Here is a 12287-nt window from a genome sequence, read left to right on the forward strand (position 1 = left end):
GTGCGCGCCGGTCGGACACAGCTCAGGCATCCGCCGGCGCCGGCTCCACCCTCCCCCTGCGCAACAGCGCCTCGACATCGCCGCTCGGTTCCGGGCGAGCGTAGATATGGCCCTGGACCTCGTCGCAGCCGCAATCGCGCAGGTAGTCGAGCTGCTCGATGGTTTCCACGCCTTCGGCGATCACCTGCTTGCGCAGGCCGTGCGCCAGCGAGATGATGGCGTCCACCAGCGCCGCGCCGTCGGCGTTGCCGACGATGTCGCGCACGAAGGACTGGTCGATCTTGAGCACGTCCACCGGAAAGCGCTTCAGGTAGGCCAGGCTCGAGTAGCCGGTGCCGAAGTCGTCGATGGAAAGCTTCACGCCCATGGCCTTCAGGCCACGCATGGTCTCGATCGCCGCCTCCACGTCCGCCATCATCATGCTCTCGGTCAACTCGATTTCGAGCGAGTCCGCGTCCAGTCCGGTATCGTCCAGCACCCCGCGCACGGTCTGCACGAGGCCGGGTTCGGCGAACTGGCGCGCCGACAGGTTGACGGCGATGCGCAGCGGCCCCAGCCCGGCTCGCTGCCACTCGCGGTTCTGGCGGCAGGCCTTTTCCAGCACCCATGCGCCGATCGGCACGATCAGGCCGGTTTCCTCGGCCAGCGCGATGAAGCGGTCGGGCCGCACGGTGCCCAGGTGGGGATGGCGCCAGCGGATCAGTGCCTCGGTGCCGACCACGCGTCCGCTGTGCAGGTCGACCTGCGGCTGGAAGTGCAGCTCGAACTGGTCGTCGCGCAGGGCGCCGCGCAGCGCGCCCTCGAGCGCGAGGCGATCAAGCGCATGGGCATTCATGTGCGGCGCGTAGAAATGCACCGCGTTGCGGCCTGTCTGCTTGGCGCGGTACATCGCCACCTCGGCGTGCTTGACCAGGGTTTCGGCGTCACGCCCGTCGGTGGGGTAGCCGGCCACGCCGGCGCTGGAGCCGAACTCGAGCACGTGCTCGTCGACCCGCAGGGGCTTGCCGATGGCTTCGCGCACCGATTGCACCTGGGCCGCGGCCTGCCCTTCGTCGGCGCAGGCGCACAGCACCAGCATGAAGTCGTCGCCCCCGGTGCGGGCCGCGGTGTCGACCTGGCGCAAGGCGCCGGCGATACGCACCGCCAGCGCGCACAGGGCTTCGTCGCCCAGGCGGCGGCCGAGCGTGTCGTTGACCAGCTTGAAGTTGTCGATATCGAGCGCCACCGTCCAGACCGGCATGCCGCCCGCGGTGGCGATGGCGCGTTCGATGCGGTCCGACAGGAGCGCCCGGTTGGCCAACCCGGTGAGCGTGTCGTAGCGCGCCCGATGGGCCAACTCCGCCTCGTAGCGCTTGGCGACCGTCACATCGTAGGTGGTGACCACGAAGTGTTCGGTGACGCCGTCGGCGTTGTTCACCGGAGCGATATAGACTTCGCTGAGCAGCACGCGGCCGTCGCGTGCCGCCTGCCTGACCAGCGCGTGCCCCTTGCGGCATTCGTACAGCGCCTGTCGCAGTTCCTCCAGGCCGGGCTCGTCCGGATCGGAGAGCGCCAGCCTGGCCAGCGGCAGGCCGGCCAGTTCGCCCGGATCGTAGCCGAGCGTGCGCTCACAGGCCGGGTTCGCGTATTCGATGGGGTAGCCGTGCCGCGTGGCGCTGACCAGGAGGATCGGGTTGGCGGCCGCCTCGATGGCGCGCTGGTGCAGGCGCAGCGCGCCGGCGGTCAGGGCCAGGTCGGCGGTGCGACGTTCGACCAGCGCCTCGATGCGCCGCGTGCGGGCGCTGCGCATCTGCACCAGCCAGGCCGCGGCGAAGCTGAGCAGGATGCCGGAGCCGAGGATCAGCAGCGAACCGGATTGCGTATCGAGGCGCCGGGTCAGCCGCCTCGATTCGAATTCCCAGCGCGCGCCCGCGACGTGGAAAATCCTGGTGTCGGCGACCGGCCCGCCGCCGAGCCAGCGCGCGAGCGCCGGTTGCGCTACCGGCATGCCGGCGTGGCGGAACACCGGGACGCGCGTCCCGTCGGCGCCGTAGCCGTACAGCGTGAAGGTGTAGTCACCGTCGTTCACCAGGCGTGCGGCTTCCAGGCTGCTGCCGACGAGCACCGCCGCGTCGAGCACCACCGCCGTGGTGCCGAGCGCGGCCGCGCGCCGCTCGGGCACGCGCGCCGGGTCACGCCCGCCGCGGTAAACCGGCATGACGATCAAGACGCCACGCAGCGCACCGTCGCCCTGCACCAGCCTCAGGACCGGGCTGGTCGTGGTGGCATTGCTGTCGATGGCCTGCTGGACGAAGCTGCGCTGCTGGAGATCGGCCCAGGAATCGTAGCCGACTACCTCGGCGTTATCGGCGATCGGGACCACGTAATCGGTGACCAGGTACAGCGCGCGCTGCGGGGCGGGGACCAGGCCGCCCGGGCTGCGCTCGCGGATCGTGAAGCCGGGCCGGTCGCGCCGGTGCGCGACCTCGAACGCGGCGCGCCCGGCGCCGCTCACGAAGCGCTGGTACTCGAGCGAGCGCACATAGGGATTGCGGGCCGCCAGCGGCCCGGCGAATGCATCGAAGGCCTCGCGCGAGACCTCGCCGCGCCCGGCCACGAACAGCAGGTTGAGCGAGCGCAGGTCGGCAACGGCTTCGAAAAAGGCTCGGGTGACGGCCGCCGTGCGCTCGGTGGCCCGCTGCTCGAAATCGACGCGTGCGCGCTCGGCCTCCTGCTGGCGCGCCACGCCGAACAGCATCGCTGCCAGCGCAAGCCCGACCAGGAAGGTTGCCACGGCGGCGCGCGACACCATGTGCCGGCGCCGCCACAAGGGATTTGCCGGCAGCCGATTCATGCAGGCCATGCTAGCAAAAGCCGCCCCTTCCCGCGCCACGTTTCGTCCGCGCAAACGCCGGGACCGCTTCTGCGCCAGGGGCGTTTCGGCTATGATGGCGGCATGCCTTCCACTCCTCCCCCGCTACCCGATTCCGCGCCGCCGACGCGCGTGCTGCGCCAGTTCCGCATCGTCTTCAACGCCGTCAAGTCCCATTTCCGCCAGGTCGAGCGCGAAGCCGGCCTCGGCGGCGCCCAACTGTGGGCGCTGTCGGTGATCCAGCAGAATCCCGGTATCGGCGCGACCGGCCTGGCGCGCGAGCTCGACATCCACCAGTCCACCGCCAGCAACCTGGTGCGCGGACTGGTCGAGCGCGGCTACGTGGCGGGCGCACGCGAAGGCAGCGACCGCCGCAACGTCGCGCTGCGGGTGCTGCCGGCCGGCGCCGACGTCCTGCAGGCGGCGCCGCTGCCCTTCGCCGGCGTGCTGCCCGACGCGCTGGCCAGCCTCGACCCGGAGACGCTGGCCAGGCTGGAGCGGGACCTCGGACGGGTCATCGAGCAGCTCGGCGCCGACCCGGAAGGCGCCAAGGTGCCGCTGGCCCAGCTGTAGGCACCGGCCTGCGCCGGCGCTGCACAGACCTTCAGTTGCCCGCTTCGAAGATTTCGCTGGCCACCCGCGCCAGGTCGTTCATGCCGCTGCCGGCCGCGAGGTGCCTGCGCAGCAGGCCGGCCTGGCCGCCGTCCTTCATCAGATCTTCGATCACGGCGCATGCCTTCTCGAAACCCGGATCGCGCGAGCGCCGGCGCAGCCGTTCGAGGTCGGCGCGGATGACCTCGGCGACCCGCAGCGCGGTTCCCGTTTCCGGATCGATCCAGTTGGCCTCGACGCCGTCGCGCGCCGCATTGAAGCGGTTCCAGGTGTACAGCTCGCGGCTGCCGTTCGACGGCCAGCGGCCGGGCTGGGCGGCGAATTCCAGGCACAGCTCGCGCGCATAGCAGGCCAGCGCAGCGGCGTACACCGGCTTGAGCGGGGTGTCGAGCACGCGCAGTTCGATCGTGCCGTACTCCGGCTTGGGACGCACGTCCCAGTAGAAATCCTTGATGCTGTTGACGATTCCGAAACCGGCCAGCCGGTCGAAATACGCGCGGAAGTCCTGCCAGCTGCGCAGCTCGTGCGGCTGGATGCCGCTCATCGGGAACGCCCCCACCACGTTGCTGCGCGAGCTGCAGAAACCCGACACTTCGCCCTGCCAGCAGGGCGAGTTGGCCGACAAGGCCACGAACAACGGCGCGCGCTGGGTCAGCCAGGCGCACAGCCTCACCGCCTCGTCCGCGGTGCCGGCCCCGATGTGCACGTGCATGCCGAACACCGTGAACAGCTTGGCCAGGTAGCCGTACTTGCGCTCGGATTCGAAGTAGCGCTCCTTCGGGTAGATGCGCTGCTCGTTCCAGCGCTGGAAAGGATGGGCGCCGCCGCCGGAAATCGAGGCGCCGACCTCGAAGGCGGCGCGCTGCACCGTACTGCGGATGTGCTCGAGCTGGGCCGCGGCTTCGTCGAAGGATTCCAGGATCGACGTCGCCACCTCCAGCATCGAGGTGGTGATTTCCGGCGTATGCACCCAGGGCTTGTCGTGCTTGTCGAGCACGCGCAGGATGTCCGGCGCAGCCGGGAACAGGTCATAGGTCAGGCGGTCGAGCACCATCAGTTCCAACTCGATGCCCATGGTGCCCGGCGTCGAGGACTTGAATTCCGGCAGGAATGCGGGGCCCTGCCCCGCCACCGCCCGGGCCTGCGCCTGCGCGTGCGCCTCGGCCGACAGCCCGGAGGCGCCCTCGTTGATCAACAGTTCGCTCATTGGTGTGCCTCCGCGCCAAGTTGTCGTTGACCGGCCGGCTGCTCGTCGCCGCCGCGCCGGTAGGTTTCGCCCGCCAGCCGCAGTCCGAGCCAGGTCAGGCCGGGCGCCAGCAGCACGTTCAGGGCCAGCAGTGCGCCCATGAGCTCGGTCGACGCGGCGTCCAGCCCCGTATAGGCATTCAGGGTGTTGTCGACGACCAGCCCGCCATAGCTTACCAGCGAGCACATCGACAAGGCCATCGCATGCTTCTTGCGCCGGTCCCAGGCGGTCGCCGGCCACAGCGCAATGCGCGTGGCGGCGATGCGTACCGCGAAGACCGTGAGCGCCGCCAGCAGGGTCCAGCCCTGGGCCAGCTGCTGCAGGTCGACCAGGGCGGCGGACATCAGGAACAGCACGACATAGCCGATGTCCTGCGCCGTCTGCAGCTGGGCCTGGAACACGTTGTCGCGTTTCTCCACGTTGCGCAGCAGCACGCCCATCAGGAGCAGCGACAGCAGCGCGCTCGACGCCGTGACCGAGCACAGCCCCAGGTCGATCAGCAGCGCGGCCAGCAGCAGGCCCGGGCGCATCCGCGCCGGCACCTTGCACAGGCGGGTGGCGAGCGCATACAGGCCATACGACAGGCCGGCGATTGCCGCCCCCAGCACCAGCTTGCCGCCCTGGCGCATCAGTTCCTCGCCGAAGGCGCCGAGCGTGCCTGCGGCGCCGGCGCCGTGGCTGCGCGTCCACGCCATCGTGACCGCCAGCACCAGCAGCGCGACCAGGCTGCTCAAGCCGACCATGTTGGCGGTGGCGAAGGTACTGGTGCCGCTGGCATTCTCGTCGGCCACCATCGAATTGACGATCACCGGATTCACGGCGATCAGGATGGAGCCGATGAAGATGGCCGAGCCCCAGGGAAGGCCGAGCAGACGCAGGGTGACGGTCACCGCCAGGCAGCGCGCCAGCGTCGCCAGCAGCAGGCTCCCGCCCTGGCGGCCGCTGCGCAGGAGCCAGGCCAGGTCCATCTTGCGGCCGACCTCGAACAGCACCAGCGCCGCCGCGGCATTGAGCAGTTCCTGGAACAGCGTCAGCAGGGCGCGATCGATCACGCCGGCGCCGGCCGAGCCGAGCAGCAGCCCGGCGACGACGGCGCCGTAGAGTTTCGGTACCTTGAAGCGTTGCAGCACCAGGCCGATCACCAGGGCCAGCATCAGCCCGCCGCCCAGCACGGCCAGCGGCGACATCAGCCACAGGGGCGTGCTCAGTTCTTCATTCATGGTGCGCCTCCCAGGCATGGGCGAGCGCGGTCAGCTCGCGTTCGATCAGGGCGGCGCGCTGTTTCACGGTCTCGGCGCCCGCGCCACCGGCCGCGGCATTGACCGGCACGTCGCTGGAAATGCGGGCACGCAAGATGCCGCCCTCGTCGCGCATCGTGATCCACAGCTGGCCGTGGACGGTCTTGCCCTCCTTCCAGAGAGCAAGGAACTTCGCGCCGCTGCGCGCGCCGGGCGCGGCAGGTTCGATCAGGGTGAAGGGCTGCAGCCATTCGGCGGCCGGATAGCGGCGCACGAGCTGGACCTGCATCGCGCTGCGTTGCTCGAGCCTGGCGTCGTCGCGCGAGTACGGCAGGTGCAGCTGCGACTGGCCGATGCCCGCGGACCGCATGCTCAGGCAGGCACGGTCGGCCACCCAGCGCCAGGCGTCCGGCTCGACCATGCGCGGCTTGCCGCGCGAGGCTTCCAGCCAGGCGCTCATCAGCGGCGACTGCCAGGTGGGCGCGCTCGCGGCGGCATTGGCAGGACCGGCGCGATCGGCAACGGGGACGCCGACGGTGCCGGCGCTCCGCACGCCTTGCAATATGGTGTTCCAGTGCCCGGCCTGCCACTCGCGTGTCGCAAGCCGGGACGATGGACGCCAGCGCCACAGCGCGGCCGACCACTGTCCGTCAGGCTGGCGCCATACCGCGCCGGCATGATGCAGGGCGCTGTTCTGGGCGAACAGGGACTGTCCTGCCCAGCTGCCGTTCCAGGGCGGCAGCGTCGCGCCAGCCGTCGCGCCAAGGCGGTGCCAGGCGATGGCGGGCGTCGGCAGGCAGGAATTGGGAACGTCCGGAACCGATTGCCAGTACAGGAGTTCGAGGTGCTGGCTCCAGGCGCAGCGCCGCAGCGCCGGTTCGCCCATGCCGGAGAGCGCGACGTCGAGTGGTGTGCTGCAACTGGCGGGAAACGAACCGCTCAGGCCGCGGAAGTCGGCGACTGCGGGCGTTGCCGCGCCGCGCTTGGCTGCCTGTGCCGGCATCGCGGCGAACACGCAACACATTGCGAGCACGCCTGTCGAGACGGATGCCCGGATGCGGCCTGGCGAAATGGGGGTGACGATCCGGGGTAGTTCAATCGTCGGGAAAAGAATCGTGCTCAAGGTTCCTCCGGTGGGGTCGCACAGGAGAAGCACGGGCTTCGGCCTGGGCGGTGGGCCGGCAGGCGCATCGTGCGCCAGCCGCGGCAAGCTTGGCCGCGGCACCGAAAAAAGGTCCCCTGCAAGGATGCCGGGGACCAAAAGAAACGGACACTACCGCTTCATCGCTGATCGGGCTAGCCGCTGTTGCAAGCAGGCGCCACCCGGCTATAATGGACTAAAAATATACCAATGGCAACCTTATTTGTACGCATCCAAGTAGCGCCGCTGCCGCCGCAAGCCCGGCCTTGCGATGCGGATGCGGTGCGCCGATGCGTCATTCGAACAAGCCGGCCCCGTCCCAACGTGGCAGGCCGGTGGCGGCGCGCGCCGGCGCCGCCTTGGCCGCATGGTCCGCCCGCAGCCGCGCAAGCATGCGCGGAAAGGTCCTGCAGTAGCTCGACTGGATGCCGGCCATGCGCGCCAGGTCGGCATAGCCGACGACCATTCCCTCGGGCACGGCCGCGAGCACCAGTGCGACGCGTTCGCGCCAGTCTTCCGGCAACGCCGGCATGCGCCGTTCGAGCAGCGTCACCGTATCGCCTTCGCGCACGCTGCCACCGCCCACCACGCGGGCCAGCATGCCGCGGCGCGCGCCGATCGCGCGCAGCGCGCCGGGCGCATGGGCTTCGAGCCGGCCGCAGGCTTCGCACTGGAAGGTGAGGCGGAACGTCGCGCGGCTCCCGATCCGCAGCAGCATGCCGGAGCCGAGCGCGGCGGTGTCGAGGTCAAGCAGCAGGTTTTCGCGCAGCGCGTGCGGCGCCAGCTTCAGCGCGTCATAGACGGCGGCGCCGGCCAGCAGCACCTGGCGCGGCGAAGCGGCATCCGCATGGATGTCGTCGCGCAGGCCGAGGCCGGCGACGGCATGGGCCTCGTCCACCCGGGCCGGCAGTGGTGCCAACGGCCGCCGCAGGGCGAGCGCGACGACCTTCCCGATCGGCTTATCCACGCAAGGCCGGCGCCCGCATCAGGGATTGGCGCCCTTGAACGAGCGCAGGTAGGCCAGCAGTTCGGCGATCTGCCGCTCGTTGCCCATGGCCCAGAAGCGCATCTTGTTCCCCGGGACGACCTTGTCCGGGTCGCGCAGGAAGGCGGCGAGGTTTTTCTCGTTCCAGACGAAGCCGGCCTGCTTCATCGCCGGCGAATAGGCGTAATCGGGCGCGGCACCGGCACGGCGGCCGATGATGCCGTTGAGCTGGGGACCGAAATTGCTGCGCGCGTTCGGCCCCACCTGGTGGCAGTTCGCACAGCGCTTGAACACGGCGCGTCCTGCTGCGAGGGGGTCGGCAGCGCTGGCAGGCGCCGCCGCCAACGCCGCCACAATTGCCGCCAGTGCAAGCGGCAGCGACAGCAACAGCGAACAGGACCGCCTGCGCATGCGCCCTCCCTATTTCACGCGCTGCTTCTCGAGCTTGCGCGCCAGGGTGCGCCGGTGCAGCCCGAGGCGGCGCGCCGCTTCCGAGATGTTGAAGTCGGTCTCGGCCAGCACTGCATGGATGCGCTCCCACTCCAGCGTCTTGATCGAGGTCGAACGGTTGGTCACCTCGACATCGGTGTTGCCGGCCACGTGGCCGAAGGCGGCCTCGATGTCGTCGGTGTTGGAAGGCTTGGCCAGGTACTGCACGGCGCCCAGCTTGATCGCCTCGACCGCGGTGGCGATGCTGGCGAAGCCGGTCAGCACGACGATCAGCATGTCGGGATCGTGCTCGTGCAACAGTTGCACGCAGGCCAGTCCCGAGCTGTTGCCCTTGAGCTTCAGGTCGACGACTGCATAGCCCGGACAATGTACCTGGAGCAGCGCGGCCGCCTCGTCCTGGCCGTGTGCGACCAGCACGCGGTAGCCGCGGCGTTCGAACGAGCGGCTCAGCGTGCGTGCGAAGGCCTCGTCGTCCTCGATGATGAGCAGCAGGCGCTCAGGATTATCCGTCAATGCGTTCCTCTTCCAGTTCGATGCTCGACAGCGGCAGGCTCAGCGTCACCTGCGCCCCGCCCTGCGGCCGGTTCTCGGCGCTTACCGAGCCACCCAGCTTGCGCGCCACGTTCACTGCCAGGAACAGGCCCAGCCCGCGCCCCGGCTTGGCCTTGGTGGACTGGTAGGGCTTGCCGATCTGGCCGAGCATGGCGGGTGAAAATCCGGGACCGCGGTCGGTCACGACCACGTGCAGGGTGCCGTCCTCGATGACCGCGTCCAGGCCGACCCACGCGGGGGACGCTTCCAGGGCGTTGTCGAGCAGGTTGTCGATGGTCTGCTTCAGGGCCGAATCGGAGGCCACCGGCAGATCCTCGGCGATGCGGTTATTGTACTGGAAGCCGGCGACCTGGCGGCTGGCCTGCCAGTGCGCGACGAGTCCGTCGAGGAAGCTGCGCACCGTCGTGCGCACCGCCGACTCGCCGCGCGCTTCCCCGGCCGACAGCAGGATGCCGCTCACGATCGACTTGCAGCGCTGCAGCTGGTTCTGCATCTCGGTCAGGTCTTCCAGCAGGCCCGGGTCGTCGCGGAACTGCGGCATGCGCTTCCAGTCGCCCAGGATCACCGAGACGGTCGCCAGCGGCGTGCCGAGCTCGTGGGCCGCGCCGGATGCCAGCAGGCCCATGCGGACGATGTGTTCCTCTTCGACGGCCTGCTGGCGCAGCGCCGCCAGCTGGGCCGCCTTGTCGCGCAGGGTGTCGGAGATGCGCGAGATGAACATCACCAGCAGCGCGGCATTGAGCGCGAAGCACACCAGCAGGCCCTGGATGTAGATGCTCGAGATCCCGCGCGCATGGTCGAACGGCAGCGCGAGCGGCTGCGCGTACATCGCCAGCCCGGCCATGCAGCCGATCGTGATCAGGACGATGATCCAGGTCCACATCACTTCGAGCAGCACGGCCGACAGGATCACCTGCAGCAGGTAGAGGAAGGCAAACGGATTGGTGATGCCGCCGGACAGGTAGAGCAGCACCGTCAGGCTGGCCACGTCGACCAGCAGGGCCATGAACACCTCGCCGTTCGAGACCGGACGGCGCTCGTGCCAGCGCAGGTGGCTGGCGATGTTGAAGGCGATCAGGCAGGCCAGCACCTGCAGCATGGGAAGCAGCGGCAGCTCGATCTGGAAGATCAGGATGGCCGACGCAATGGTCGTGATCTGGCCGATGACGGCGATCCAGCGCAGCTCGATCAGCTGCAGCATGTTCTTGTGGCCGGCGGCGAACTCCACGTTCGCGGCCGCCGCCTGGGGCGAACTGCGCGCCGCCTTGGCGAAGAAATCGAGGGGGGATTGCATGGGGTGCGGGCGCCTGCCCTGCCTTGTTATTGGTCGTCGTCGCGTATTGTAGCGCTGTGGCGGCCAACCCACCACCATGCACCCAGCACCATCAGGGCCAGGACATACCAGGTGAGGGCGTAAACAAGGTGATTGTTCTGGAAGGAGATGACGGTCAGGCCGCCGATCGCGCGCTCGGGCGCGCCGGACGGGTCCTGGTTCTTGCCGGCATCGATAAAGAACGGCGCGACGACCGGAGCGCCGTTCGGCGCGGCCACGGCGCCGCCGGCCAACCCGCGCGCCGCGGCGATCGCCGCGATGTCGCGCGAGAACCAGCGGTTGGTCGAAGGATCGTTCTCGCGCAGGAAGCCGCCACCCGGTTCGCTGATGCGCAGCAGCCCGGTGACGATTGTGGTTTCGCCCAGGGTCTTGCCCTTTCCTGCGCAGGGATCCGTCCGGGCAGCCGCGCGATTCGCGGCATAGGTGCCCGGACGGTTGTCGGCGGCGTGGATGAAGCCGCGATTGATGAAGACGATGTGGCCCTCCTCCGTGCATAGCGGAGTGAGCAGCCAGAAGCCCGCGCCGAGCTCGGAGACGGCCTGGACGGGCGTGGTGAATTCGTAGAGGTAGTGTCCGGCAAGACGTACGCGCCGGTATTCGTCGGATTCCCTGGTGACCTGCGCCCAGCGCGCCGCGGGAGGCGGCGGCACCGGGGCAGCGTTGACGCGCGCGTCGACACGCGCGATCAGGTCCAGCTTCCACTGCAGGCGAACCACCTGCCAGGTACCGAGCCCCGCAAACAGCACGACCAGCAGCAGGGCCACCACCGCGAGCACGCGGCGCGCGGTGGCGCTGCGTGGCGGGTGGGACGACGGTCCTGGATGCTGGTCGCGCTGCTGCATTACTGCATGTCGTGAGGACCGTGCAGGGTGTCGCTTGCGCCACCCATGGCCGGCATCATGTTGGCGTTCATGTGGTACATGACCCAAATGGAGCCGGACAGCACGATCACCAGCAGGACGATCGTGAGGATCGTCGCCATCATGTTCCAGCCATCCTCGGACTTCGAGTTCAGGTGGAGGAAGTAGATCATCTGCACGACGACCTGCACGCCCGCGAAGGCGAGGATCACGATACGGGTGGTATCGGGCGGCAACACGTTGCCCATCACCAGCCAGAACGGGATCACGGTCAGGATCAGCGACAGCACGAAGCCGATCGCGTAATCCTTGGCGCTGTAATGCGTCACATAGGTTTCGTGGCCATCGTGGTTGTGGCCGTGCTCATGGTGTTGGGCGCTCATGGCAGCACTCCCATCAGGTAAACAAAGGTAAACACGAAGATCCAGACGACGTCCAGGAAGTGCCAGAACAGCGACAGGCACTGCAGGCGGCGGAAGTTCTCGACGCCCAGGCCATGCTTCTTCAGCTGGAACATCAGCGTGACGAGCCAGATGAAGCCGAACAGCACGTGCAGGCCGTGGGTGCCGACGAGCGCGAAGAATGCCGTCAGGAAGCCGCTGCGCTGCGGGCCCGCACCGAGGTTGATCAGGTGCGTGAACTCGTAGATCTCGATCGCCAGGAAGCCCAGGCCGAGCAGGCCGGTCACCGCCAGCCACAGCTGGGTCGCGCCCAGCTTCTTGGCCTGGGCCGAGATCATGGCGAAACCGAAGGTGATCGACGACAGCAGCAGGAAAGCCGTGCCGACGGCGATCAGCGACAGGTCGAACAGCTCCGCGCCGGTCGGACCACCCGCGTAGTTGCGACCCAGTACCGCGTAGGTCGCGAACAGGGACGCGAAGATGAGGCAGTCGCTCATCAGGTAGATCCAGAAGCCCAGCAACGTGCCGTGCTGCGGATGGTGCTCGCGCACCATGTAGCGCGCGGTCACCTCTTCGGCGGTCAGACCGCCGGGAATGGTTGCATTATTTGCCATATTG

General features: G+C 68.9%; 12 protein-coding genes. 1 reads left to right on the forward strand and 11 read right to left on the reverse strand.

Features of this window, described 5'->3' with window-relative positions; all coding sequences use genetic code 11:
- Window positions 1–22: 22 nt before the first annotated feature.
- The gene (locus ACFFJK_RS09370; RefSeq protein ID WP_379678841.1) at window positions 23–2833 is read right to left on the reverse strand and encodes a bifunctional diguanylate cyclase/phosphodiesterase; all 2811 of its coding nucleotides are present in this window, start codon (window positions 2831–2833) and stop codon (window positions 23–25) included.
- A 102-nt stretch (window positions 2834–2935) separates the two neighbouring features.
- Here ACFFJK_RS09370 and ACFFJK_RS09375 point away from each other — a divergent pair, with 102 nt between their 5' ends.
- A complete protein-coding gene (locus ACFFJK_RS09375; protein WP_379678842.1) occupies window positions 2936–3424 on the forward strand; it encodes a MarR family winged helix-turn-helix transcriptional regulator in 489 nt (162 codons plus the stop codon).
- Between the two features lie 31 nt (window positions 3425–3455).
- Here the strand turns inward: ACFFJK_RS09375 and ACFFJK_RS09380 are convergent, their stop codons facing one another.
- The 10 genes from ACFFJK_RS09380 to cyoC all read right to left on the reverse strand — a co-directional run bounded on the left by ACFFJK_RS09380 (window position 3456) and on the right by cyoC (window position 12283).
- On the reverse strand, window positions 3456–4670 hold the full coding sequence (locus ACFFJK_RS09380) for a YbdK family carboxylate-amine ligase (protein ID WP_379678843.1): 1215 nt from the start codon (window positions 4668–4670) through the stop codon (window positions 3456–3458).
- Window positions 4667–5929, reverse strand: coding sequence for a cation:proton antiporter domain-containing protein (locus ACFFJK_RS09385; protein WP_379678844.1), 1263 nt, complete (start codon window positions 5927–5929; stop codon window positions 4667–4669). The genes ACFFJK_RS09380 and ACFFJK_RS09385 overlap by 4 nt, the downstream gene beginning before the upstream one ends.
- Window positions 5922–7070 (reverse strand): hypothetical protein, encoded by a 1149-nt coding sequence (locus ACFFJK_RS09390; protein WP_379678845.1) that lies wholly within the window; start codon window positions 7068–7070, stop codon window positions 5922–5924. The genes ACFFJK_RS09385 and ACFFJK_RS09390 overlap by 8 nt, the downstream gene beginning before the upstream one ends.
- 313 nt (window positions 7071–7383) lie before the next feature.
- A complete protein-coding gene (locus ACFFJK_RS09395) occupies window positions 7384–8055 on the reverse strand; it encodes an MOSC domain-containing protein (RefSeq protein WP_379678846.1) in 672 nt (223 codons plus the stop codon).
- Between the two features lie 18 nt (window positions 8056–8073).
- Window positions 8074–8484, reverse strand: coding sequence for a c-type cytochrome (locus ACFFJK_RS09400; protein ID WP_379678847.1), 411 nt, complete (start codon window positions 8482–8484; stop codon window positions 8074–8076).
- Between the two features lie 9 nt (window positions 8485–8493).
- On the reverse strand, window positions 8494–9036 hold the full coding sequence (locus ACFFJK_RS09405) for a response regulator transcription factor (protein WP_379678848.1): 543 nt from the start codon (window positions 9034–9036) through the stop codon (window positions 8494–8496).
- On the reverse strand, window positions 9026–10369 hold the full coding sequence (locus ACFFJK_RS09410; protein ID WP_379678849.1) for an ATP-binding protein: 1344 nt from the start codon (window positions 10367–10369) through the stop codon (window positions 9026–9028). The genes ACFFJK_RS09405 and ACFFJK_RS09410 overlap by 11 nt, the downstream gene beginning before the upstream one ends.
- A 26-nt stretch (window positions 10370–10395) precedes the next feature.
- Complete coding sequence (locus ACFFJK_RS09415; protein ID WP_379678850.1) at window positions 10396–11250, reverse strand: SURF1 family protein; 855 nt, start codon at window positions 11248–11250, stop codon at window positions 10396–10398.
- Window positions 11250–11651 (reverse strand): cytochrome o ubiquinol oxidase subunit IV, encoded by a 402-nt coding sequence (cyoD, locus tag ACFFJK_RS09420; RefSeq protein ID WP_379678851.1) that lies wholly within the window; start codon window positions 11649–11651, stop codon window positions 11250–11252. Before cyoD ends, ACFFJK_RS09415 begins: the two co-directional genes overlap by 1 nt.
- Window positions 11648–12283, reverse strand: a complete 636-nt coding sequence (cyoC, locus tag ACFFJK_RS09425) for a cytochrome o ubiquinol oxidase subunit III (RefSeq protein WP_379678852.1) — start codon at window positions 12281–12283, stop codon at window positions 11648–11650. The genes cyoD and cyoC overlap by 4 nt, the downstream gene beginning before the upstream one ends.
- Window positions 12284–12287: the final 4 nt, after the last annotated feature.

Source organism: Massilia consociata (assembly GCF_042432755.1).
Lineage (GTDB): Bacteria > Pseudomonadota > Gammaproteobacteria > Burkholderiales > Burkholderiaceae_D > Telluria > Telluria consociata.

What these genes read in the sequence shown, in the direction of transcription:
- ACFFJK_RS09400 (WP_379678847.1), bottom strand. Translation starts at nt 8,484, where the DNA reads ATGCGCAGGCGGTCCTGTTCGCTGTTGCTGTCGCTGCCGCTTGCACTG.
- ACFFJK_RS09415 (WP_379678850.1), bottom strand. Translation starts at nt 11,250, where the DNA reads ATGCAGCAGCGCGACCAGCATCCAGGACCGTCGTCCCACCCGCCACGC.
- cyoD (WP_379678851.1), bottom strand. Translation starts at nt 11,651, where the DNA reads ATGAGCGCCCAACACCATGAGCACGGCCACAACCACGATGGCCACGAA.
- ACFFJK_RS09380 (WP_379678843.1), bottom strand. Translation starts at nt 4,670, where the DNA reads ATGAGCGAACTGTTGATCAACGAGGGCGCCTCCGGGCTGTCGGCCGAG.
- ACFFJK_RS09385 (WP_379678844.1), bottom strand. Translation starts at nt 5,929, where the DNA reads ATGAATGAAGAACTGAGCACGCCCCTGTGGCTGATGTCGCCGCTGGCC.
- cyoC (WP_379678852.1), bottom strand. Translation starts at nt 12,283, where the DNA reads ATGGCAAATAATGCAACCATTCCCGGCGGTCTGACCGCCGAAGAGGTG.
- ACFFJK_RS09370 (WP_379678841.1), bottom strand. Translation starts at nt 2,833, where the DNA reads ATGAATCGGCTGCCGGCAAATCCCTTGTGGCGGCGCCGGCACATGGTG.
- ACFFJK_RS09375 (WP_379678842.1), top strand. Translation starts at nt 2,936, where the DNA reads ATGCCTTCCACTCCTCCCCCGCTACCCGATTCCGCGCCGCCGACGCGC.
- ACFFJK_RS09410 (WP_379678849.1), bottom strand. Translation starts at nt 10,369, where the DNA reads ATGCAATCCCCCCTCGATTTCTTCGCCAAGGCGGCGCGCAGTTCGCCC.